The following is a 23690-nucleotide window of genomic DNA, read 5'->3' as shown; positions in this document are numbered from 1 at the left end:
TTCATGACATCTGCTTACAAGATCACCGAACACAAGTACGACATGGTCGTGGTCGGCGCTGGCGGCGCCGGACTGCGCGCCACCTTCGGCCTGGCTGCCAAAGGTTTGCAGACGGTCTGCCTGACCAAGGTATTCCCGACCCGCTCGCATACGGTTGCCGCGCAGGGCGGTATCTCCGCCGCGCTGGGCAACATGGGCGAAGATGACTGGCGCTATCACTTCTACGACACCATCAAAGGTTCGGATTGGCTGGGCGACCAGGACGCCATCGAGTACATGTGCCGTGAGGCCATCCCGGCCATCATCGAGCTGGAACACTACGGAGTTCCATTCAGCCGCACCGAAGAAGGCAAGATCTATCAGCGCCCGTTCGGCGGCATGACCACGCGTTACGGCGAAGGCCCGCCGGCGCAGCGCACCTGCGCTGCCGCGGACCGCACCGGCCACGCGATGCTGCACACGCTCTACCAGCAATCGCTGAAGCACGACGCGCGTTTCATGGTGGAGTACTTCGCGCTGGACCTGATCTTCGACGAGGAAGGCGTTTGCCGCGGCGTGCTGGCGCTGGATATGGCGGAGGGCTCACTGCACCTGTTCCGCGCCCACGGCGTGGTGCTGGCCACCGGCGGTTACGGTCGTGCCTACTTCAGCGCCACCTCGGCGCATACCTGCACCGGCGACGGCGGCGGCTTGGCGCTGCGCGCGGGTCTGCCGATGCAGGACATGGAATTCGTGCAGTTCCATCCCACCGGTATCTACGGCGCCGGCTGCCTGATCACCGAAGGCGTGCGAGGCGAGGGCGGAATCCTGCGCAACAGCAGCGGCGAGCGTTTCATGGAACGTTACGCGCCGCATTACAAAGATCTGGCATCGCGCGACGTGGTGTCGCGTTCGATGACCATCGAAATCCGCGAAGGCCGCGGCGTTGGTGAGCACAAGGATCACATCCTGCTCGACCTGACCCACCTCGGCCCGGAAGTGATCAACGAGAAGCTGCCCGGCATCGCCGAAAGTGCGCACATCTTCGCAGGCGTGGACGTCACCAAGCAGCCGATCCCGGTCATCCCCACCGTGCACTACAACATGGGCGGCATTCCGACCAATTACCACGGCGAAGTGGTGCGCAAGGTCGGCGACAACCCGGATTCAGTGGTGCCCGGCCTGTACGCCATTGGTGAAGCGGCTTGTGTGTCGGTGCATGGCGCCAACCGCCTGGGCTCCAATTCGCTGCTCGACCTGGTGGTGTTCGGCCGCGCAGTCGCCAACCGCTGTGCCGAGACCATCAAGACCAATGCGCCGCACAAGCCGTTGCCTTCCGATAGCTGCGACAAGGCGCTGGCGCAGCTGGACAAGCTGCGCAATGCCAATGGCGACACGCCGACAGCCGTCATCCGCGACCGCATGCAGCGCACTATGCAGAGCGACGCTGCGGTGTTCCGCACCAGCAAGACGCTGAAGGAAGGCTGCGAGAAGATGGCCGACATCTTCGACTCCTTCCAGGACGTCAAAGTCAGCGACCGCTCGCTGGTCTGGAACTCGGACCTGATCGAAACCTACGAGTTGCACAACCTGTTGCTCAACGCCGTGGCCACGATCAACTCGGCCGAACAGCGCCACGAAAGCCGCGGCGCGCATGCGCACGAGGATTTCCCGGACCGCGACGACGTCAACTGGCACAAGCACACCCTGGTCAACGTGGACGAGCAGGGCAAATGCAGCTTCGATTACCGCCCGGTGCACATGTACACGTTGAGCAAAGACGTGGACGTTGTACCCCCGAAGCCGCGCGTTTACTGATGAAGCCGTGAATAGGGAGTCGGGAAACGGGAATCGTAAAAGCACGGCTCCATCGCTTTTTGCTTTCCGCTTCTCCCATTCCCAATTCCCCAATCCCCATTCCCGGATGTAAGCAATGGCCGAATTCGCACTCCCGAAAAATTCCAAGATCGGCAAGGGCAAGCATTTTCCCGCCAAGGACGCCAAGCAGCCGCGTACCTTCAAGGTCTATCGCTGGAACCCGGACGACGGACAGAACCCGCGCGTGGACACCTACGAGGTGGATCTGGCCGCTTGCGGTCCGATGGTCCTGGACGCGCTGATCAAGATCAAGAACGAGATCGATCCCACGCTGACCTTCCGCCGGTCCTGCCGCGAAGGTATCTGCGGTTCGTGCGCGATGAACATCGACGGCACCAACACGCTGGCCTGCACGCGCGCCATCAGCGACTGCAAGAAGGCCGAAGTGCCGGTCTATCCGCTGCCGCATATGAACGTGGTCAAGGATCTGGTGCCGGATCTGACCCACTTCTATGCGCAGTACGCATCGATCAAGCCCTGGATCCGCACGCAGACACCGGCCCCGCCGGATCGCGAACGCTTGCAGTCGCCGGAAGACCGCAAGCAGCTGGACGGCTTGTACGAATGCATCCTGTGCGCCTGCTGCTCCACGTCCTGCCCCAGCTATTGGTGGAACGGCGAACGCTACCTGGGTCCGGCGATCCTGTTGCAGGCTTATCGCTGGATCGTCGATTCGCGCGACGAAGACACCGGTGCGCGCCTGGACGACTTGGAAGACCCATTCAAGCTGTATCGCTGCCACACCATCATGAACTGCGCGCGCACCTGCCCGAAGGGCTTGAACCCGGCGCTGGCTATCGCCGAGATCAAGAAGCTCATGCTGGCGCGTCGCGCCTGATGCTGAATCCTTCTCCCTTTGAGGGAGAAGGAGCGAATGAGCTCAAAAGGCATGCACGCCGACGATCCGGAACTCAAACGCATCCGTTGGCGCTGCCGCCGCGGCATGCGCGAACTAGACCAACTGTTCGAACGCTACCTGGCACAGCGCTGGTCGCATTCTCCCGACGAAGAGCGCGGGGTTTTCCTACAGGTGCTCGATTGCGAGGACGATAAGCTCTGGCGCTGGTTCATGGGCTATGAGCACTGTCCAGATGTCGCGCTCGCATCGCTTATCCAGCGGATCCGTCAGCTGCCGCCTTGAATGGCGTCCTTCGTATTGGCTGCAAGGCGTGCTTGTCGTGCTCGGCCTGTTGGCCGCTGCGTCGGTACTGCTATCGGAAATGCCTCGCTGGGCTGCCTGGCTTGCGGTCGTAGGTGTGCTGGCCTATACGTTCTCTTCGATGCGTCGGGAACGCCGCAGGCCGCCCAGGCACCTGGTATTCCCGGGCAATGACGGCTCCGTCCAGATCGATGGCGAGGCCGTTGAGAGCGTCGTGGTGCAGTGGCGGGGGCCACTGGCCTTCGTGACCTGGCGAGAGCCCGGCGGTGGCCGCCAGCGACTGTCCTGGTGGCCCGACACCCTGCCGCCGGAGCGCCGACGTGAACTGCGTCTGGCCGCGGGCCTTGAAGACGCTTCGCGCCGCCGGCCCGGGATGGCACCATAGCCGCGACGTGCACCTCGTGCTCCTTCGCGCCAACGCCGCCAGGCCCTAATGTTCAAACCTATCCCCGTTTCCATTGGCCTGCGCTATCTGCGCGCCAAGCGCCGCAACGGCTTTATCTCCTTTATCTCGCTAGCCTCCATTCTCGGCATTGCCCTGGGCGTGACCGTACTGATCACCACCTTGTCGGTGATGAGCGGCTTCCAGCGCGAAATCCGCGACCGCCTGTTGCAGATGACCGCCCATGCGACGGTCAGCGGCGCCGGAGAAGACATGCACGACTGGCCTCACGCCGTCGATATGGCAATGAAGGATTCCCGCGTGGCCGGTGCGGCGCCTTTCATCGATGTGCAGGCCATGCTGAGCGGCAACGCCGATCCGCAGGGCGCCATGGTGCGCGGCGTGCTGCCTTCCGAAGAACCCAAGGTTTCGGTACTCGCTGACAAGATGAAAAAGGGACGAATGGATTCGCTGCAACCCGGGGAATTCAATATTCTGTTGGGTCAGGAATTGGCAGCTTGGCTGCGAGTGGATGTCGGCGATACCGTGCTGGTGACGACCACCGCCTTGCAACACTCGGCCATGAGTTCTTCACCGCGGATCAAGCGCTTCAACGTGACTGGCATCTTCGCCGTGGGGCATAACGATATCGATCGCAATCTGGCCATCGTCCATATGGGCGATTTGCAGCGCGTGTTGCGGATGGGCGAGGGCGTCACCGGCGTGCGGCTGAAACTGCACGACATGGACCAATCCTGGAATGTGGCACGCGACTTGGCCGTCGATCTGAAAGGACCATACCGCATCAGCGATTGGACCAGCGAAAACGCCAACCTCTACCACTCGCTGAAAATGGAAAAAACGGTGATGGGCATTCTGCTGTCGCTGATCATCGCCATGGGCGCGTTCAACCTGGTGTCTTCGCAGGTCATGCTGGTCACCGACAAGCAGGCTGACATCGCCATCCTGCGCACGTTGGGGCTGACGCCGCGTGGCGTGATGCAGGTCTTCATGGTGCAAGGTTCGCTGATCGGCATCATCGGCACCGTCTTGGGCGTGATCGGCGGTGTAGCGCTGACAATGAATCTGGAACGCATCCTGGGCGCCATCGAGACCGCTTTCAACGTCACCCTGCTACCGTCGGATGTGTATTACATCACCGGGCTGCCGTACGACCTGCAAAGCAGCGACGTGGTCATGATTGCCCTGGTGGCCCTGACGATGAGTTTCCTGGCTACGCTGTATCCGGCGTGGCGGGCGGCGCGTACCGCACCGGCGGAGGCGCTGCGTTATGAGTAACCGGGAGACGAATGTGCAAAAGGCAGGAACAGCCGCGACCGATGTTATTCGCGCGGAGCGCCTCGGCAAGACGTATGCGGAAGGCAAGATGCGCACACCGGTCTTCGATGGACTGGAACTGTCGGTCGCTGCCGGGGAAACCGTTGCCATCGTCGGTGCGTCCGGCGCCGGCAAGAGCACGCTGCTGCACCTGTTAGGTGGACTGGACACGCCCACAGCGGGCGAGGTCTACGTCGCTGGGCAGAAGATGTCGGCGTTGTCCGATTCGGCACGCGGTCAACTGCGCAACGGTTCGCTGGGCTTCGTCTACCAGTTCCATCACCTGCTGCCAGAATTCACCGCGCTTGAGAACGTGATGATGCCGGTGATGCTGGGCGGCGCCGACGCCGCGACGGCCGCAAAACGCGCTGAAACATTGCTAGGGCAGGTGGGCCTGGGCCACCGCATCGCGCATAAACCGGGCGAATTATCCGGTGGCGAGCGCCAGCGTGCCGCCGTAGCGCGCGCCTTGGTCAATCAGCCGGCGTGCGTGTTGGGCGACGAGCCCACCGGCAACCTGGACGAAAAAACCGCGGCCACCGTGTTCGCATTGATGCTGGAACTCAACCGAGCGCAGAAAACCAGCCTGGTCCTGGTCACCCATGACCGACGCCTCGCACGGCGCTTGGATCGTGTGCTGGAATTGCATGAAGGCAAATTGCGGGAATTGTCGCCAGAAGAGGTGTGATGTCCTTCGTCACCACATGGTCAGGTGGGAGTGCCGTCTCGGCGCGAGCTTTTTGCTTCTACCCGAACCATCGACCGGGGAGTTAGCAGCCGGTGGCGGCTCCTATGAGCGACATCGCGGTCGACTATCGCCTGCTCGCCCGCTGTGGATAATCCCGCCGGCGTTTGCCTGCCGGCCCCTTCTTGAATCACTTCGCAAACTCGGCCCCTTGCTCCGCCAGCAGTGCTCGCAAAATAGAACGATGGCACCGTGCTTCCTGCTCGCAATAGCAGCCCACGGAAAAGTGTGTGGAATGCGACAAAGCCGCCAGCAGTGCGATCGCATGCGTCGCATCCGGGCTGGACATTTCCGCACGGTACTTCCTAGCAAACGTCTTCCATTCGGCCTCTGTCTTGGCGGCCTGACCGCGCTTCATCGTTTCAATCGACGGCGCCAGATTGGGAAACCACACGTCGTACCAATTCTGCGAGGAGAATTGGGCTTTGGGTACGCCACGTGGCGGCCGGCGTACCGTACCGATGCGTAGCCCTTCGTTCGGTGCCCGCGGCGTCCCTAGTCTGACTACTCGAATGGCCATATTGGAAACACCCCTGCATGACGGCCGCATTACGGGCGGCGCGGAGAACCCAGGTGGATGTAGGCGCAACACAACCGTTGCATCTTTGGGTACGGCATCGATCGTAATTTATCTCGTAACCAGCCGGTAGATCGCCTGGGTACCGAAGCGTTCGTGCTGGCGTCATTGGCAGTCCCCGCGTCGCTGCCGTTGCTGGGGCAATGCGATACTTCACGAACACGTCACAGCCAGTCACCGGAACCCAATCATGGCGCTCAATTGCATCAACCCAGAGGACCTGCCCACGCCCTTGACCTACAGTCATGTCGTCGTCGCGACCGGAACCAGGCTGGTCTTCATCTCAGGGCAAGAGCCCGAAGACAAGCAAGGCAACCTTGTTGGCGCCGGTGACCTGGCGATTCAGGCGCGCCAAGTGTTTGCCAATCTCGGTCGCGCGCTTGCTGCCAGCGGCGCCCGGCCTGATCAGGTAACCAAGATCACGATCTACGTCGTTAACCATAAAAGGGAGTATTTGCCGATCATCGAAGATGCGCGTGTGACGCTATTCGGGGAACACAAACCAGCCGACGCACTGGTAGGAATCGCGACATTGTCCAATCCTGATTATCTGATTGAGGTCGATGCGATTGCGGTTGTCGACGATGCTGTATAGCTCCCACATCCTCCGGGGGCGCGATTGGACTGGAGAGATAGGTGGGTTCGGTTACAGGTGCACTTGGCTGCAAACTACTGAGCTCGAACAGTGAACTGAAGGAAATCCTCCCCGCTGCTTGGGGAGTTGTCGAGCGAGTACTCCAGGTCAATGTTGACATCTGCATCCAGCTGCGGGCTGTAGAAAGATGCTCTGCCTGACCACGATTCAATGCCGGTGTTTCCAACCACGCCGGCGATGCGTTGACCTTGAAGGCAACTCATGGACAGGTTTATGTTTGCTTCCATGAATTCGGTCGAAGTGTTCTCCATGAGCCATTCACAGAAGGCGCCTGCCGCCTTGCCCCCATTGGTGTGGTCGCAGGTCTTGTAATGATTGACCAACCATGTGCCTCCCCGAACTAACCTGACAGTGCTCGATTGGCCGGTTGGCACGGTTCTGGCCCACAAGTCTAATTGCTTGCATATCATAGGATCGCTAAGCCGTGGCGCCGATGCACAAGAGGAGCACACGATTGCTGTTGCTGTTAGTAGAAATAGCCGCATAGCTCGCTCCAAGACTTAAGCTCGCCGCGAAAAGACCGCCGCAACTGACCCGTCACAGCCGTAAAGATGCCGCGCATCTGGCTGGACACGAGCATCACCATGCGTCAAACCTTAAGCCGCTGAACGATTGATGGCGTGCGCCAACGCGGAAGGCTGTTGCAATCAGCTCATGCACCTCGCCGATGGTAACCAGCTTTGAATAAGAACCTTGCTTCTCAGGAACAGGGAAGTCCAGGAGAACAATTCTGAGATGGCGCGCGTCCTCGACGTCATCAGGAATTCCGGCATTGAAATAGAACTGGATTGTGTTGCCGAGATCGTCAACGAGACCGAGAAAATTACCTTCCATACCGCGGCTGTCCGACCAAAGTAGCTGAGCCTGCTCAAGGCTGACATCCACAGGAGACTCGGAGGTTGGCCCTTGGCCACAATCATTCCAGAATGCTTTCATGGTGATCCTTGGTCGATAACTGCAAAGGCGTCAACCTCTATCAGGTAGCCCGGCGACATCATGGCTACCCCGACGATCACGTTGGCTGGCTTGTGATCTCCGAACAGTGCTATCTGGGCCTCTTCGATGATCGGCACATGTTCGTCGCGTTTGTAGTCGACAACGTAGACTGTGATCTTGCAGACATGTTCAGGCACGGCGCCTGCAGCAGCGAGGGCACGTCCGAGATTGGCGAATGCCAGGTGCACCTGGGCCGCAAAGTCACCATGGCCGACGAGTTTTCCGTGTATGTCTTCGGGCTGTTGGCCCGAGATGAATACCCACTTGCTGCCCGTGGCGACGATCACCTGGGTGTACATTTCCGGAGTCGGTAGGTTATCGGGATTAATGCATTGGAGCGTCATTGATTAGGTCTCCTGTTTATGGATGGCAGGTACAGGCAACTTTGCGTGACCGTTGATAACTCGATATTCCTGAGTGGAAACCCGACCCGGGAAGCGACACCTGCTTGAATAAACTGTTACGGCTCGCGCAGGCGCGAGTTAGTGCCTGATTTCCTTGCCACAATGCCTATCGCGGGTGGAAACACCAGCCAGAACCCTGACACGGGCACCAAAGCCGCGCCGACAGCGGCCAGAACAAGCAGGCACCAGCCCAGCGACTTGGGTAAGGCGGCGCCGGATCTCTCAAGAGCGGAGACCGCCAATCCACCGATGAAGGCCACTGCACCAAACAACAGCGACCATACGACGGCGCCAATCTCTGGTGAACCGGCGACGGTGTTGAACACGCCCCGTTGTGCGACCGTTGCCAAGACATCGTGGTATTGCACGACGGCGATCGTCACGTGCAACGCGGCAACCGCCATGAGCCAACGGCCAAACCAGTGAATCACGACACTCTCCGGCTGAAGTGAATTGCTAGGCGGCCGTCGCACTATTGCCATCCATAGTGGTTGGAAAGCAACCAAACTACTGCGACGAGAACACAGAAGCCTGCACCGCAGACCAGGAACGCCTCTCCCGTACCCGACTCCTCGTACTCGCGAAGCCCAACATGCGGGAACCTACCGAAGGATAGCAATCGCCAAATGGGCCAGCCAATGGACCATGCGATGGTGAGGAACAGGAAATCCCAGGCAAGCCACAATAGGAATCGTGCGGCCAGGAAAAGCGGCCTTGCTGCGAAGTCTGGTGGATCCATCTTGAAGTCTCCTACCGCCTGACGCCTGAATAAAGCCGAGCCGCGGAGTGGGTTCGGCTTGAATGAATTGTTAGCACCACCGCTCAGCGACGAACGCGATAGCGGAGGTGTGTGGCCTCCGGGGTGTCGATCACACGGACGATTTCCAACTCGACTCGCGACGGCAACAGCTCGAACATTCGACGGCCACCACCGAACAACACGGGGATCTGGTGTATCTGCAACTCGTCCAGTACGCCAGCCTCAAGCGCCCGCTGCGCCGTATACGCGCCATGCACCAGCACAATGCCGTCTCCGGCGGCGGCCTTGGCCTGCCTCATGGCGCTCTCGATCCCGTCGAGCACGTACTTCACCAGCGGATAGTTAGCCACCGAAGGCCCCGGTGGCCGGTGACTGGGTACGAAGATAGGAACACCTTGATTGTCGCCGCTCCAGTGATCGACCTGCTCCACGGTGCGTCGGCCAGCCACTATTGCACCTGGCGGGTTCCATTCGTCCCACATTTCTCCAAGCGCTCCGGCCGGTCTGGAAAAGTCCCCAAACCATTCATGCAGACGCATAAAGCCATCGCCGCCGGGGTTGTTGGGTTCATCGTTTGGACCCGCGATGTATCCGTCGAAGGACATGGACATAAACAGCACCGATACAGACACTTGAACCTCCTGCGGTCTCGAAGAACGATCAGGCTCACGCATGCCACTGTGATGACGCCGAATGCCCGAATCAAGTCGATCCGCGAAGCGGATTCGGCGTGACTGAACTGTCTGGAGGCAGCCGACTCACCGCCGCCGCCCATGACTGAACTCCCAGACAAATCCGACGCAAACGCCGGCCAATCCGCAGACAAACGCAACTGCAGCGCCTGCCGGATCTTTGCCCCATGCATAGTAAATGCCCAAGCCAACTCCGATCCCGAGAGTCGTGGGCACAAAGAAGCGCCACATGGCGCCTTCCAGAAGGCCAAGTAGGTCAAATGCATCAAAGAGCGCCATTGAACGATCCCTTGCCATCTGCCTGGATTAGACCGAACCGCAAAGCGCGCTCGGCTCGAATGAATGTTAGGCCGTAGCGCCATTGGCCTGGAAGTGTAGACCTACCAAGGTGCCGCAGCCGGCGTGCCCTGATGATACCGAAGCTGCCAGCCCGACGATGTCTCAACCCACATGGATGCGCGGTGGGTGTGATTGATCAAGGCGCCATCCACATCACGGTGCGCCGAGCGATAAGTCAGCAACGCCACGCCTTGTGCCAGATCAGAGAGAGCAAAATCATCGGACACTACATCCGGCTGGGTGGTGTTGTGGCTCAAGTAATTAATGACCGTCCGGCGATCGTATTGTGTCCCCGAACGGCCTACCTCGTGGAAGTCGGGATGTAGTATGGCTTCCAGTTGCTCTGGACTTAAGCGAACCCCAGGATGATGAAGCACCACCTCGAGGTTGCGCAGATGCTCAAGTAAGTCTTGCATGCAGCATTGTGTCCGTGCGGCCTAACGCCTGAACCAAGCCGACCCGCGGAGCAGGTTCGGCTTGAATGAATTATTAGTCAGCTCTCTCTTGCTCACGACCGGCCAAATCGCTTTTCCGAAGAAACTACAAGCTTGGCGCGCTCGGTCTCGCGGTCTTTGGGAGGGCTCAAGGTGAATAGCGAGTTGATAAGTATGGTTGCGGCTTCAGTGACTTGCTCGACGGCTTGATTGAAAGCCGCTTCATTCACTTTAGACGGGGTATTAAACCCACTCAACTTACGAACGAACTGCAATGCGGAAGCTCGAATCTCGTCGTCCGTAGCAGGCGGGTCGAAGTTGTATAGCGTCTTGATGTTTCTACACATTAATACCTCCACGGACTCGATTGCCGTCTACTGCCTGAGTTAAACCGAACCCCTGGCGGGGTGGTGAGTGGATCCTAGCGTAGCGGAAAAACACCCGGTCGCCACCCGTCAAGGGCATTATTAGGCTGCGTGCTCAATGAGGGTACCGCCCCAACTGCTTGGATCAACATCAACGATGGACTGAGAGAACGTCCAGACATGGCCGCCAAGATCTTTAGCCGTATATTGACGCTCACCATAAGGGAAAGTCGTGGGTTCACAAAAGGTCTGGGCGCCGGCCCGTTTGGATTGCGAGTAATGCGGTGAGATGCCAGCCCGGATAATTGCGCTCGTTCTCTGTGTAGTACCAGAGCGAGACATTGTCTGATTGTTTCCATGAGTGAGCGTGGTACATAAAACTCGCCTAACGCCCGAAGTAAGCCGAACCGTGAAGAGGCTTCGGGTTGAAGGAATTGTTAGGTCGCACTTGCGCGTGCATCGTGCAGCCCGGTGATACGTGTAACACGGCCAACTGCCACCCTCTTGGGCCCCTCGTGGCAATAGAATTCTACTCCAGGCTTGATGCGAGCGCGGTGGGTTTGCTCTCGCATCTCATCAACGACTACGGTCATTCGCGCAGGAAGCTCTATGCTTAAGGGCAGCGGAAAATCTGTCGACAAGCTGTCTCCGTCAGGACCGAAAAAGTCGGGCCAGATCATGTACAGCTGGTCGGAGACGTTGTCCGAAGCGTAGGAGAAATCCCAGCGTATGCCGTTGAAGGGCGAGGTCTTCCGGCCACCCTCTGATTCCGAGAGAATCCGGATGATCGCCTCAAAGTCATCTGCTATCGGGTAGAGACGGTGCATCGTGAGCGGCCTAGCGTCTGAGTTAAGCCGGCCCGCTAAGCAGGTTCGGCTTGAATGGATTGTTAGGCCTCGGCCGGAGCATCTACACATTTCCCTTGAATGCTCGGCGCGATCTTGGCCTCTAGACGACCTGCTTTGAGGTCCCCAAGCCACTCGTCGTACTGGGGGATGCGTGCGGTTGGGTCTGCCTTGATAATCCTCTCGTAAGCTCGCAACATGCTTTCTATGCCGGCTAGTTGGGCTTTGTATTCGTTGCCTTTGCTTTTGGGGTGCTGGATTTGGAATGCGCCGTTTCCAAACATGGCTTGCACCAGCAGTTCAGGGCCGTAAGGCACGGTAGAGTTAGGAATGGGGCCAAGGACGTCACATATGGTGATCGTTACATCGTTCGTTTCTGCTGCCCAATCGATGAGATCTGCCCGGACTTTCCTCGCACTTTCTGCAAGTGGGGCCTGCTCCAACAATTGGATCAGACGTACCGCTTCGGAGGATGTCATAGGGGCATGGCTATCGGGTGCTTGGGCCAGTACTGTGCTTGCAGTGAGCAGGCCAGCTATAAGAACTGCTGATCTCATTCGAATCTCCGAGGGGCTTCCCACAAAGGGCTAACGCATGAACTAAACCGACCCACGAAGCGGGTTCGGTTTGATGATTTGTCAGAGCGCACTGCCTACGCAAAGAAAGCAACTAGCGCTCTGTCTATGTTTGAAGTATCCTCCGGCAATTCAGATTCCGGCCAAAAGCCAATAGCGTCTATCTCTGCATTTCCTGTGAAAGGGGCGGACGTGGCAATGTCTCCACGGTACAAAGCGCCGTAACTTGTACCGGTTGTAGCGCCGGTGAGCTCCAACACCGCACACCAACGTAGGCTGGCCACACTCTGCCCAGACTCCTCCTCAAGCTCCCGCGCCGCGCACAGCCTGGGTGACTCCCCTGCGTCAATGAACCCACCGGGCAGCTCCCAAACGCCCTTCGTCTTGTTGCGCACGAGCAGGTAGCCAGCGTCACTACGCGCAATGACCAGTGAGAAAGTGATGGGAAACATCATAGCGGTGGCCTCGTCAATCTCTTTGACAGATATGAGACGCTCCCCCCGCTCATTCTCGATTGGTCCGATGATGTCGATAGTGTGCTCTAACGCTTGAGTTAAACCGACCTACGGAGCGGATTCGGCTTGAATGAATGGTTAGGCGGCATGCCAGGTGGTTCGGCCGAGCCCGCATCATGAGACGCTTCACTGAGGTAGTGCGCCTCGTTCAATCTCTGCCTAGGCACCTGACTCACTCCCGTCAGCAAGGTAGAGGACCTCACCTTCCGGATCGAACACATGAACTCCGTGTTGCTCGGCGATTGCCCTTAGATGCTCCAACCGATTTTCGTCGAACTCACTGAGTTCGAACGTCATCTCTAGGACGGCTCCGGCCGGCCTGTTGTGCGTGAAATCTTCGTACCAAACAGCGCCCTTTGAACCATCCTCCGGCCAAACTTGCAGAAGGTGCCCAAAAAACGAGGCAATGCCCGCGGTCGGCCCCTCGTTACTACCTACCCACTGCTCTACGAACTCCGCCGCGGTCGCCGAATTCGTGACCTGGGTAGAATCAATTGCGTATAAGGTTGCTTCGCTCATCGTTACTCCTAGAGGCGAGGGCACTTGGTTGACTCTTCATGAGGCGGTGGCCTCTAGTTGCGGCCGACGCCCTGAAGTAAGCCGACCCGCAGCCGGGCGGCGATTGGGTGCGAATATAGCCGAAGGCGGGCATTTAGGCGCCGCCCTGATGTGGGTTCGGCTTGAATGAATTGTTAGGTGGCCAGCCGGAACAGTGACTCGTCCTGGGGCCAGCTACCGTCATATGTATATGACTCAAGACAGTTAATGTAGCCGTCCTTGATCCACAAGATGAGGCCGGCACCGGCCGGAAGCTCGGGATGCTCAGCATGGCTTTCTGGCATTCCCTCGATTTTCCACCGGGCCTCATCTAGCTTTGGCGCGGATGGATCTACCTGAAGCTCAGTGTAGAGGCCAACGCCCGTGTAGTCGCGCGATACGCACATAGTCTTGGCGAGTTGGGCCAAGACAATCTCTCGTTGAGGATCAGTGAGCGCGATTGTTGCGACAGCCTCACGCTCAAAGGTGCTGAGTTCTTCCATGGCCACCTAACGCCTGAATTAAGCCGGCCCGCTCCGATCATCTGTCCGCTCGTGGCCATAACGATGCGGGCTCGGCTTGAATGAATTGTTAGGCCGCATCCTACCTGAGCCACATGGTGTATTTGCAGTACCTCTTCGGCGCCTGGCAGAAGAAGGCCCAAGTGGAGTCCTCGCCACTGTAAGACCATGCGGAGTACCCACGGCGGGTGTACGAGCTAGCCGTTTCCTCCCAGCCATCTAAACGACTAGCTGGAGGGGCTCCCTCAGACAGCTTGTTGAACAAAACGCTGGCCTCGGATGGCTCAAAGGAGAACTCTCCCTCGGACAGGTTGAGGTCTAGCTGATTCTCGGTACGAATCTTGGTCGTAGAAGGAGGCAACACTTCGGGTAACCAGCCGCGCTCAAAGAGCCTGTCGGCTCTGGCCTCTTCAAGCGTTGCATATCGACTAGTGACGGTGTCGAGTGCGCAACCGGAAAGCGCAAGAAGAGTCCCAATTGCGATGATGCGTCTCATGCGGCCTAACGCCTGAATTAAGCCGACCCGCGAAGCGGGTTCGGCTTGAATGATTTATTAGGCCTCATTCCGTGTTCTGCCGAGTGAACAGAAACATGGGTGCGACCTTCTCTTTGTCCACGAACTCAAGCTCCACGAACGCTGGGCTGCCTTTGTAGAAGAATACCTCTGCAGGGCTGAGGTCCGGCTTTCCGGTCGGGCTCACGCTTGAGAATGAGAGCACTTTTCCCTGGAGGGTCCATTGGCCTGAGAAGTGGCGGTCAGGACCATCAGTCGGGCCGAAATGGCCGCCAGCACAGTCCATACCGCTGTACGACTGATCGGCACGCAAATGCACCTCGTAGCAGATGCCACCCCAGCCCATGGCATAAGAGCCAACGAGCTGCTCCGCTGTTGGAACTTTCTCATCCCCAAGTCGCGCAGAGGCACAGCTCATAAGAACAGAAGCCAGCAATCCAATTGCGAAGAACTGTCTCATGGGGCCTAACGCCTGAATTAAGCCGACCCGCGAAGCGGGTTCGGCTTGAATGAATTGTTAGGCCGTCCGCCCACGCGCGATGGCTGATGCACCGACCCATGACCAGTATGCGATCACAGCTGTCAGCCAAGCAAAGCCTAGGTTGAGGCAGCCCTTGGTGGGCCGGAACCACTCAAACGAGTTTCCGGGTTGTTGCCCAAGTAAGCGTGGCCAGCCCTCGACTTGCCAGAAGTCTACGAATAGCCACGTAGCTAGCCACATGGGCGCGAGCCACCCAATCGAGAACGCTACGACAAACACTTTCTTCAGGTTGCGCATGAGTTCGTCCGGCGGCCTAACTACCTATTAGATGCTGTCTTTGTCATCTCTATCTCTTAGGAGCATATACAAACACCAACCCATTACTCCAAGCACAGGAGCTAAGAGGATGGCTTTGGATATCCATGTTGTGTCGGGACCGGCCAAGTAAAAGAACAAGCCATGTCCATGCTGGTACTTGGAATACTCAAATACGGCAGAAAAACCAAACAGGATCAGAAACAGGCTGGAAAGCGCTACCTTTTCTGCTTTTGATGTCGTGGATTTCATCGCACCTAACGCCTGAATTAAGCCGACCCGCAGCAGGGCGACGACCAAGTGCCAATATAGCCGAAGGCGTGCTTTGGCGCCGCTCTGGTGTGGGTTCGGCTTGAATGAATTGTTAGGCCCCGACTGGAGTAAACGAATCAACCCCGGTGAGGCCGGATGACTGCATAGCCGATGCAAAGCCATGCCCGCACAGCATAAGGGGGCTGGCCTCATTGTTAGAACCAAAGTACCAATCTGAGAATGCCAGCTCGTTGTCCAGCAAGTCTGCGCTCGGCTCCAGCGCAACGTGGGTATACCCGACTACGTCCAGGTAGCGGTCACAACCTCGGCATGGCCGTGAACGCCTCGTGCCCATGGCCGTGTAGTTCAAAGAGATCGGATTGCTGCACTTGAGATGGAAGAAGCCTGCCGTGGCGGGAAGGCTGGCAAAAATCATGTTGGAGCCGCCAAGGGAGTGATACAGGATCCGAAAGCGATCACTGACGATTATTGCCCCGTCATAGCAACAAGACACATCAAAGCGCTGTTTGGGCAGGCGGAATGCTGAGCTGGTGAAGTCGGGGACAGTGCGATAGCCACAAGTGGCGCAAGTGGGCACTCCGCTCGCCTCATTGATGCGGTCGCACGAGCCCACCATGTACGAGCCATTGTCTTTTGGGTGTAGTTGGAAGATCACGAAATGGGCCTAACGCCTGAATTAAGCCGACCCGCCATCAGGCCGGTGCAATGTTGGAAGCGTATCAGCAACCATTGGCTCAAGCGAAGCCGTGGGGCGGGTTCGGCTTGAATGAATTGTTAGGCCCAAGAGTCTTGATGCTTGATAGTGCCATCGGCAAACACCCAGACAACCAGCTGAGCATCAAACGCTAGCTCGTTTGGAACCCACATGATTGACCAGTAGCTCTTCTCGGGATGCGCCATGTCCTCATGCCAGGCAACGCTGGCAAGGTAGCGGTTGCCGTTTAGAATCTTGTGCTCCGCGATATACGCCTCAGCCAGATGCACCGCGGCTGTAAGCTCAGTGCTTGGCTTTGCTGCAGCCACACCGTTTGTTAGCAGCAACAAGACGATGAGTAGTGTGCGAGTAAACATGGCTTGAGCCTTGCGAAGAAGTCCGGTCTTGGGCCCAACGCCTGAGTTAAGCCGACCCGCAGCAGGGCGGCGACTGGATGCAAATATAGCCGAAGGCGTGCACTTAAGCGCCGCCCTGATGTGGGCTCGGCTTGAATGAATTGTTAGGGCGCGTCTTCATTGGCGCATTCAATTGAGCCGGGAGGAGTGAACTCACCGCCATTACTAACTACATCCTCTTGCGTATATACACCCGGGTCGCAGATGTGGGAACAGCCGCCGCCGATGCCCTTTGCACCTCTGCGTTGCTCACACTGAACAAGACACTTATCGGACTTGGTGCTGCAGCGCAGTGCCGCGTGCTTGATGTTGCACCACGTGTCATGCGGATAGTCACTGGAGCGTAAGGATGAAATGTCACATTCGGGCGGGTATGGAGAGCTCGTTGACTTGGCAGCGCACGCTGCGACCAAAAGCAAGATCGAACAAGAAAATATCAGTCTTATGGAATGCATGGAGCGGCCTAACGCCTGAATTAAGCCGGCCCGCAGCTGGGCGGCGACTGAGTGCAAATATAGCCGAAGGCGCGCATTTAGGCGCCGCCCTGATGTGGGCTCGGCTTGAATGAATTGTTAGGCCCCGTCGTGTGGACCGAAGCCCTGCATTGTCCTCGCGTTATAGAACCATATGGGTCAGCGCCCACGAAGGCGACGCGCGCACAGCCAAGCGAAGAGCCCAGCAACCAAAGAAAGAAGTCCGAGCCAAAGCTCAACGCTGCCCGTATCCCAACGGCTGAGCCACAAAAATACTCCACCAACCGGCGGGAGCGTAATGGCATATACCAGCATCACGGCACGGTTTTTCGGATCAATAATCATATTTCTGCGAGGGCCTAACGCCTGAATTAAGCCGACCCGCAGCGGGGCGGCGACTGGGTGCGAATATAGCCGAAGGCGTGCACTTAGACGCCGCCCCGATGTGGGTTCGGCTTGAATGAATTGTTAGGCCGATGGCTGCGATTTGCGAGCCAGTGCCTGCCATACAACAACAGCCGCGACCCAACCGGCAGAGAGCCCGCTGATGGGAACTGCAATGACCGCCAAGACTAGACCGAGATAGCTGCCTGGCTCGTAGGCTGAGAAAAGTCCGCCCAGCCACATGGACAAGTACAACGAACCGATCGCGCCAAAAGCAGCCGCAAGAAGTGCACAAGTTACGGTCCCAACAAATCGCACGGAGCTTTCTCCAGCGGCCTAACGCCTGAATTAAGCCGACCCGCGAAGCGGGTTCGGCTTCAATGAATTGTTAGGCGCCGCACTCACGCAACGGCGGCCTTAACGCGGACGGGACGTAGCAAATCTTCCGCATCCTGAAGGAGATGACAGGCAGGAACAATCTCTCCAGCGTCAAACTTGGTCTGAGCGTCTCTGAGCACGGCTCGTAGCCGGGCAATAAGCGCTACTACGGCCGGACGGGCATCCTCCGATTCAATCCGAGATAGGCGGTGCTCAACGGTGTCAAATGCAAGCGACAGCGTCATGCCACCCTCTGGTGGGAAATCAGGAGCGTGGATAACCATATAGTTGAGCCGGAGCAAGACATCGTTCTTGCTTTTGCAGCCGTACTTCATGAACCCTCAGTAGGCGCCTAACGCCTGAATTAAGCCGACCCGCGAAGCGGGTTCGGCTTGAATGATTTGTTGGGCGGCAAACTACCAGAAATTTCGGCCCTTGGAAGCGAAGCGCAACCGACGACCGGCCGAAGCCGCTTGTCCCGCCCGAAAACCAATATGCCCGGGCGCGGCCTCCGCAAAGTGTCCCACGGTCCGAAGCCCGTGAGTGCGCAAGCGGGGAGGCTCGCGTCCCTCACCCATGATCTTGCGCACCCGAACTAACCGAAGCAAAAGCCTACGATGCGTGAGCGCCACCATGCGGCAAGTCAATGAAAGCCACGTGCAGCGACAATAGCGAATTGCCCAGGAACCAGCATGTGGGATGACCCGAAGTCAGCCCGGTTGCGGTGGGCCGAAACCTCATGTGCTCCTGACCGCCCAACGCCTGAATTAAGCCGACCCGCGAAGCGGGTTCGGCTTGAATGAATTGTTAGGCGGCTCGCCGAGTGATCCGGCGGGCCACCGAAATAGGGTGATATCAACAGCCGCCTTGACTTGTGAAATACCGGGCGGAACGCACTCAAAATAGTTACCGAACTCTTGCGCTAGGGCTGCTAGCTTTAGTTCCGACAGGTCAGCCAGATCACTGGGCGTAACGTCATTGCCAAGAACCAGCCAAATCACCTCGCAGCACTCGTGAGGATCAACCTCACCGGCGGGGACAGACGGCGAAACGCGTGAACAGAACTCGACACCCATCGCCGATAGGAAATCGCTGCGAAGTTGATTGTCAACGCCTGCCATAAGCCCTCCGTGCCGCCTAACGCCTGAATTAAGCCGACCCGCGAAGCGGGTTCGGCATGAATGAATTGTTAGGCACCACCTAGTGCGCCCAAGAAAGTGCGCTCTCCGTCGGCACCCCACCACGGAATTGTCACCACGCCACCAAGGTCCATCAATTGCCGCAAGAGAGCGAGCAGAGATTGGATCTCGGGCTCTCCCCAGGACGAGCCCATCCGGTAGTCGAGCGTAAGGCTATCGGGGTCAACGAAGACACCCAAATCCGGAATTGAGGAACCCGAGCAAGTTACACCAGCAAGAACCACATGAAACGAGTCAGCCGCACCGGAAATCACAAGTGTCGCGTCACCGGCGCCTGAGAATGACTTCTCGGATTGCGAGGCCGTCAGCCATAGGTTGCCACCACCAACGGATACGTTACGGGCGCCACAAGCAAACAAGTGCTCGAACGCCCGAATCACCCGCGACGGATCAGCGAACGTCACAGTGATCTCCGGGAGCGAACCGTCGTCAGTATCAAAGTAATGGAGTAGCCCCATGTGGTGCCTAACGCCTGAATTAAGCCGACCCGCGAAGCGGGTTCGGCTTGAATGAATTGTTAGGCCTCACTCCGCGACATGCGAAGCAAGAACCTCTTGTACTGTGGATGATGCTATGCCTTGGCGAGAAATTGCGTCCATAAGGCTACGAGATATGGTGTAGCTGCCTTGGGGTAACTGCTTGTAGAAGGGTGGGCTCTTGGGGGAGAGCATGATCCAGATGTTCTTGGATCCGTCGCTGCTAGGAAGAACCAGAAGCACGTAACCTTCAGCGCTAGTGAACCCAGGGGTTGCGACTAAGCTTTGGCGCGCGTGGTACTCACGTGACTGGAGTATTGACCACTCATACTTGTCTCCAGGCGACTCACGGCCATCTACGGCAGGGGAGCATCCCGACGTGGCCGCGACAATAAGTACCAGAAAGAGACATAGTTGCTTCATGTGAGGCCTAACGCCTGAATTAAGCCGACCCGCGAAGCGGGTTCGGCTTGAATGATTTGTTGGGCGGCAAACTACCAGAAATTTCGGCCCTTGGAAGCGAAGCGCAACCGACGACCGGCCGAAGCCGCTTGTCCCGCCCGAAAACCAATATGCCCGGGCGCGGCCTCCGCAAAGTGTCCCACGGTCCGAAGCCCGTGAGTGCGCAAGCGGGGAGGCTCGCATCCATCACCCATGATCTTGCGCACCAGAACTGACCGAAGCAAAGCCGACGATGCGTGAGCGCCACCAGGCGGCAGATCAATGAAAGCCAGGTGCAACGACAACAGGGAACTGCCGAGGAACCAAGATGTTGGATGACCCGAAGTCCGCCCGGTTGCGGTGAGCCGAAACCTCATGCTCCTGACCGCCCAACTACTATTCGACCCCAAAGTGGGGCAATGCACGCAGTCTGTTGTGGGGTGAGCGGGGCAGTCAACAGGAATTTTCTTACGAGTATCAGCGGGTTGGGCTGATATGCGGGAGTTTTGCCTAGCGCTAGATTTCTGGCTTTGGAGGGCAAGGAGACCCCGCTATGGAATATCGCGGCAGTGGCACCCCGATAAATGGAGCGAGTGCGGTGGGTCGGCCTCTGCGTTTGATGGACGAGGTTCGTGGTCGTTTGCGGTTGAAGCACTACAGTTTGCGAACGGAGAAGGCGTATCTCAGCTGGATTCGCCGCTACATTCATGCCAACGGGAAGACGCATCCGCGTTTGCTCGGCGCGGTGCATGTGGAACGGTTCCTCACTCGGTTGGCGGTGCAGGAGCGGGTGGCAGCCAGCACTCAAAATCAGGCGCTTGCCGCGCTTCTGTTTCTGTATCGGGAGGTGTTGGGGATCGATCTCCCGTGGATGGAGAATGTCGTCCGCGCCAAGCAGCCTCGGCGTCTGCGGGTGGTATTGAGCAAAGCGGAGGTAGTGGCGCTGCTTCGCGGCATGATTGGCCGGGAATGGCTGATGGCAAGTCTTCTTTACGGCAGTGGCCTTCGGTTGATGGAGTGTGTGCGGCTGCGGATCAAGGACGTCGATATAGCGCGCGGCGAATTGACTGTGCGGGACGGCAAGGGCGGCAAGGACCGCAGGACAGTGTTGCCGGCCAGTCTGCGGGAACATATCGCGCGTCATATCGCAGACGCAAAGGCGTCGCACCAACGCGATCTGGAAGCTGGTTTCGGTGAAGTGGCGCTTCCGCATGCGTTGGCCCGCAAGTATCCGAATGCGGCGCGGGAGTTGGGTTGGCAGTATGTGTTCTTCGCGTCGCGCCGTAGCGTCGATCCCTTGGATGGGGGCGAGAAACGGCACCACATCGATGAGAAGGTATTGCAACGTGCGGTCAGGACGGCTGCGCTGCATATCGGCCTGATCAAGCCCGTCAGTCCGCATACGCTTCGGCATTGCTTCGCGACGCATCTGCTGGAAGCCGGTTACGACATACGCACTGTGCAGGAGCTGCTGGGCCATAAGGACGTGACTACCACCCAGATCTATACCCATGTACTGAATCGCGGGGCAGGCGGTGTGTTGAGTCCGCTAGACCGCTGACATGACCGTCAAAAAGAACGAAGCATCTCCAAGGTTCGGACTTGCCGCTGCAGCCTTGATGCTGTTGGGTGCAATAGGATGTTTGCTGCTTCCGCAATTGTTGCCTTGGCCTTTGGCTGCGGTGTGTCTATTGCTTGGCGTTGGATTGTGGTGGCGTGGGCTTCGCTTGCGCCTGGTGGGTCCTCTCTTGGTGGGTTTTGGTTGGGCGACCTTGCACGCGGCGTTCGTGCTTTCGGCACAACTGCCGCAAGACTGCGAAAAGCGGGACCTGAAAATAGAAGGGCAGGTGATCGACCTCCCCCAAGCACAAGCGCGGCGTACCCGTTTTCTTTTTCTTGTGGACGACACTCCGGCGCAGCCTGCCCCGCTGCGGGGTCAGCGGGTGCAGTTGGCCTGGTACGACGACTACGGTGCCACCGCTGTCGGGCCGCGCAAACAACTTCAGGCGGGCGCACGCTGGCGATTGATGGTGCAGGTGCGTGCACCGCGTGGTCTCAGCAACCCTGGCGGGTTTGATAGCGAACGCCATGCGCTGGTGCAACGCGTCAGCGCCACGGGTTATGTGCGTGAGCCATTCTTTGCTGAAAGGATCGGTCCACCCAGCGGCATCGACGCCTGGCGAGAAGCCATGTCGGCGCGCATCCAGGCGAGTGTCCCCTCCGAATCTGCTCGCTATGTCCGTGCGCTCGCACTGGGAGATACCACTGCGCTGCAGAACGAAGATTGGGAAATCCTGCGCGCTGTCGGCTTGACGCATCTGATCGCCATATCCGGTTTCCACGTCGGTCTGGTGGCCGGCTTCTTCGCCTTGTTCGTTTCGGGCGTCTGGCGATGTTTTCCTACGTGGGCGCGCCGGATTCCACGGCCGCAGGCGGCAGGGGTAGCGGCCATGGTGGGAGCCATGGGTTACGCGGTGGTGGCGGGCTTCGCGCTACCGACGGTGCGGACAGCGCTCATGATCGCGGTCGTGGTGCTGGCAAGATTGTCGCGCCGGCCGGTGCGGGTCGCCGATTCGCTGGCGCTGGCGGCATTGGCGGTGCTGGTGTTCGACCCGTTGGCGATTTTGGCGGCGGGCTTCTGGCTCAGCTTTGCTGGCGTCGCCTGGCTGGCTTGGTGTCTCCCCCAATCGCAGCATTGGGCGAAAGGGTTCCTTTCTGCACAGGGCGTGGCCACGCTGGGGCTGTTGCCGCTGACGGTGGCGTTGTTCGGGCAGGCGTCGCTGGTGGGACCGCTTGCCAATTTGGTCGCTATTCCCTGGTGGAGCTTGGTGGTGGTGCCGATGTCGCTGATCGGCACTGCGTTGGAAGCGGTGCATACAGGGTGGGGCGGTTGGATATGGCGGTTGGCTGCCGGATGTTTCGACCTGACCTGGCCAGGGTTTGTACGTTTGGCGCAAAGTCGATTTGCGCTGTGGTGGTTGCCGGAGCCGCACGCCGTGGCATTGCCATTGGCTTTGCTCGGCGCCTTCTGGCTGCTGTTGCCGCGGGGTGTACCGGGAAAGCCGCTGGCGCTGTTGCTATGGCTGCCCATGCTCTGGCCGGACCGTGAACTACCGGCACAAGGTGAAGCGGAACTGGTGGTCATCGATGTGGGGCAGGGGTTGTCGGTCCTGGTCAGGACCCGTCATCACGCGCTGCTCTACGACGCCGGACCGGCGGTGGAGGATGGGTTCGATGCTGGCGAACGGGCGGTGGTGCCGGCGCTGCGTGCGCTGGGCGTCGCGCGCTTGGACCGGGTGATCATCAGTCATCACGATAACGATCACGCCGGCGGGGTGGAGGCCGTTCGGCGCGCCGTACCAGTAGAACTATCACTGGCGCCGGAAGGCGCACCGGTCGATGTGGATAGACCGTGCCGCAGCGGCCAGTCGTGGGAATGGGACGGGGTGCGATTTCATGTCCTTCATCCCACGCTGCATTTTCCCTACCTGGGCAATGAAGCCAGCTGCGTGCTGAGGGTCGAGACAGTGCACGGCGCAGCACTGCTGACCGGGGATATTGGCGAAGTCATCGAGCGGGAACTGGTGCGGCGTGATCCGGCGGCCGTCCGTGCGGATGTGGTGCTGGCCCCGCATCACGGCAGCGCAGGCTCCTCAGATCCAGCATTCGTCGCCGCAACCGGAGCCCGGTTGGTATTGGTGGCCAACGGTTACCGCAATCGTTTCGGGCATCCCAAGCCGCAGATCGTGGCGCGATGGCAACACGCGGGCGCGGAAGTCCTGAGTACCGAAACCGGCGGCGCGCTGCGGGTCTGGCTGGAAGAAGGAGGGCCGGTCGTCCGTGAACGGCGTCACTCCCGGGCGCGTTTATGGGACCCGGTGCGGCGCTCGCAGGCAGCTGGGCTATCCTATCGGTCTTCGAACGAGCGGCCCGATGTGCCGGAGGACTGA

The 23690-nt window shown here is 58.8% G+C and carries 25 protein-coding genes; 9 read left to right on the top strand and 16 right to left on the bottom strand.

Features of this window, described 5'->3' with window-relative positions; translation table 11 throughout:
* Window positions 1-3: 3 nt before the first annotated feature.
* The 6 genes from sdhA (at window position 4) to lolD (ending at window position 5424) form a co-directional block, all read left to right on the top strand.
* Window positions 4-1797: a succinate dehydrogenase flavoprotein subunit gene (gene sdhA / locus AADW18_RS18235; protein WP_337344824.1), complete on the top strand. Its 1794-nt coding sequence runs from the start codon at window positions 4-6 to the stop codon at window positions 1795-1797.
* Window positions 1798-1912: 115 nt separating this feature from the next.
* A complete protein-coding gene (locus tag AADW18_RS18230; RefSeq protein ID WP_337344823.1) occupies window positions 1913-2695 on the top strand; it encodes a succinate dehydrogenase iron-sulfur subunit in 783 nt (260 codons plus the stop codon).
* Window positions 2696-2746: 51 nt separating this feature from the next.
* Complete coding sequence (locus tag AADW18_RS18225) at window positions 2747-2998, top strand: succinate dehydrogenase assembly factor 2 (RefSeq protein ID WP_337344997.1); 252 nt, start codon at window positions 2747-2749, stop codon at window positions 2996-2998.
* A gap of 28 nt (window positions 2999-3026) precedes the next feature.
* Window positions 3027-3401, top strand: a complete 375-nt coding sequence (locus AADW18_RS18220) for a hypothetical protein (protein ID WP_337344822.1) — start codon at window positions 3027-3029, stop codon at window positions 3399-3401.
* Between the two features lie 48 nt (window positions 3402-3449).
* Window positions 3450-4697, top strand: a complete 1248-nt coding sequence (locus AADW18_RS18215) for a lipoprotein-releasing ABC transporter permease subunit (RefSeq protein WP_337344821.1) — start codon at window positions 3450-3452, stop codon at window positions 4695-4697.
* Window positions 4690-5424: a lipoprotein-releasing ABC transporter ATP-binding protein LolD gene (lolD, locus tag AADW18_RS18210; RefSeq protein WP_337344820.1), complete on the top strand. Its 735-nt coding sequence runs from the start codon at window positions 4690-4692 to the stop codon at window positions 5422-5424. The genes AADW18_RS18215 and lolD overlap by 8 nt, the downstream gene beginning before the upstream one ends.
* A gap of 187 nt (window positions 5425-5611) precedes the next feature.
* Here the strand turns inward: lolD and AADW18_RS18205 are convergent, their stop codons facing one another.
* Window positions 5612-6001: a DUF488 family protein gene (locus AADW18_RS18205; RefSeq protein WP_337344819.1), complete on the bottom strand. Its 390-nt coding sequence runs from the start codon at window positions 5999-6001 to the stop codon at window positions 5612-5614.
* A 247-nt stretch (window positions 6002-6248) separates the two neighbouring features.
* Here AADW18_RS18205 and AADW18_RS18200 point away from each other — a divergent pair, with 247 nt between their 5' ends.
* Window positions 6249-6653: a RidA family protein gene (locus tag AADW18_RS18200; RefSeq protein WP_337344818.1), complete on the top strand. Its 405-nt coding sequence runs from the start codon at window positions 6249-6251 to the stop codon at window positions 6651-6653.
* 74 nt (window positions 6654-6727) lie between these two features.
* On the opposite strand, the gene AADW18_RS18195 is transcribed toward AADW18_RS18200, so the two are convergent.
* The 15 genes from AADW18_RS18195 to AADW18_RS18125 all read right to left on the bottom strand — a co-directional run bounded on the left by AADW18_RS18195 (window position 6728) and on the right by AADW18_RS18125 (window position 19227).
* The gene (locus AADW18_RS18195; protein WP_337344817.1) at window positions 6728-7036 is read right to left on the bottom strand and encodes a hypothetical protein; all 309 of its coding nucleotides are present in this window, start codon (window positions 7034-7036) and stop codon (window positions 6728-6730) included.
* Between the two features lie 256 nt (window positions 7037-7292).
* Window positions 7293-7649: a hypothetical protein gene (locus tag AADW18_RS18190; protein WP_337344816.1), complete on the bottom strand. Its 357-nt coding sequence runs from the start codon at window positions 7647-7649 to the stop codon at window positions 7293-7295.
* Window positions 7646-8053 carry a RidA family protein gene (locus AADW18_RS18185; RefSeq protein ID WP_337344815.1) on the bottom strand — a complete coding sequence of 136 codons (408 nt, stop codon included), beginning with the start codon at window positions 8051-8053 and terminating at the stop codon, window positions 7646-7648. Before AADW18_RS18185 ends, AADW18_RS18190 begins: the two co-directional genes overlap by 4 nt.
* 116 nt (window positions 8054-8169) lie before the next feature.
* Window positions 8170-8544 (bottom strand): DUF6463 family protein, encoded by a 375-nt coding sequence (locus AADW18_RS18180; protein WP_337344814.1) that lies wholly within the window; start codon window positions 8542-8544, stop codon window positions 8170-8172.
* 391 nt (window positions 8545-8935) lie between these two features.
* Window positions 8936-9478 carry a dihydrofolate reductase family protein gene (locus tag AADW18_RS18175; protein WP_337344996.1) on the bottom strand — a complete coding sequence of 181 codons (543 nt, stop codon included), beginning with the start codon at window positions 9476-9478 and terminating at the stop codon, window positions 8936-8938.
* 467 nt (window positions 9479-9945) lie between these two features.
* Window positions 9946-10320 (bottom strand): DUF4440 domain-containing protein, encoded by a 375-nt coding sequence (locus AADW18_RS18170; RefSeq protein ID WP_337344813.1) that lies wholly within the window; start codon window positions 10318-10320, stop codon window positions 9946-9948.
* Between the two features lie 92 nt (window positions 10321-10412).
* A complete protein-coding gene (locus tag AADW18_RS18165; RefSeq protein WP_337344812.1) occupies window positions 10413-10685 on the bottom strand; it encodes a DUF2277 domain-containing protein in 273 nt (90 codons plus the stop codon).
* Window positions 10686-11592: 907 nt separating this feature from the next.
* Window positions 11593-12105 carry a hypothetical protein gene (locus AADW18_RS18160; protein WP_337344811.1) on the bottom strand — a complete coding sequence of 171 codons (513 nt, stop codon included), beginning with the start codon at window positions 12103-12105 and terminating at the stop codon, window positions 11593-11595.
* Between the two features lie 95 nt (window positions 12106-12200).
* A complete protein-coding gene (locus AADW18_RS18155) occupies window positions 12201-12575 on the bottom strand; it encodes an NUDIX domain-containing protein (RefSeq protein ID WP_337344995.1) in 375 nt (124 codons plus the stop codon).
* Between the two features lie 222 nt (window positions 12576-12797).
* Window positions 12798-13157, bottom strand: coding sequence for a hypothetical protein (locus AADW18_RS18150; protein ID WP_337344810.1), 360 nt, complete (start codon window positions 13155-13157; stop codon window positions 12798-12800).
* A 173-nt stretch (window positions 13158-13330) separates the two neighbouring features.
* Complete coding sequence (locus tag AADW18_RS18145) at window positions 13331-13678, bottom strand: hypothetical protein (RefSeq protein WP_337344809.1); 348 nt, start codon at window positions 13676-13678, stop codon at window positions 13331-13333.
* 578 nt (window positions 13679-14256) lie between these two features.
* Window positions 14257-14670 (bottom strand): hypothetical protein, encoded by a 414-nt coding sequence (locus AADW18_RS18140; RefSeq protein ID WP_337344808.1) that lies wholly within the window; start codon window positions 14668-14670, stop codon window positions 14257-14259.
* Between the two features lie 345 nt (window positions 14671-15015).
* A complete protein-coding gene (locus tag AADW18_RS18135) occupies window positions 15016-15306 on the bottom strand; it encodes a hypothetical protein (protein WP_337344807.1) in 291 nt (96 codons plus the stop codon).
* A gap of 747 nt (window positions 15307-16053) precedes the next feature.
* Window positions 16054-16350, bottom strand: coding sequence for a hypothetical protein (locus AADW18_RS18130; RefSeq protein WP_337344806.1), 297 nt, complete (start codon window positions 16348-16350; stop codon window positions 16054-16056).
* Window positions 16351-18813: 2463 nt separating this feature from the next.
* Window positions 18814-19227 (bottom strand): hypothetical protein, encoded by a 414-nt coding sequence (locus tag AADW18_RS18125; RefSeq protein ID WP_337344805.1) that lies wholly within the window; start codon window positions 19225-19227, stop codon window positions 18814-18816.
* Between the two features lie 1066 nt (window positions 19228-20293).
* Here AADW18_RS18125 and AADW18_RS18120 point away from each other — a divergent pair.
* Together AADW18_RS18120 and AADW18_RS18115 are read left to right on the top strand one after the other, a co-directional pair.
* On the top strand, window positions 20294-21301 hold the full coding sequence (locus AADW18_RS18120; protein ID WP_337344804.1) for an integron integrase: 1008 nt from the start codon (window positions 20294-20296) through the stop codon (window positions 21299-21301).
* 1 nt (window position 21302) lies between these two features.
* A complete protein-coding gene (locus AADW18_RS18115) occupies window positions 21303-23690 on the top strand; it encodes a DNA internalization-related competence protein ComEC/Rec2 (protein WP_337344803.1) in 2388 nt (795 codons plus the stop codon).

The sequence above is a fragment of the Pseudoxanthomonas sp. CCNWLY206-1 genome (genome assembly GCF_039710385.1).
Lineage (GTDB): Bacteria > Pseudomonadota > Gammaproteobacteria > Xanthomonadales > Xanthomonadaceae > Pseudoxanthomonas_A.
Note: the sequence above shows the minus strand (reverse complement) of the source record. Positions and strands in the feature narration are given on the sequence as shown.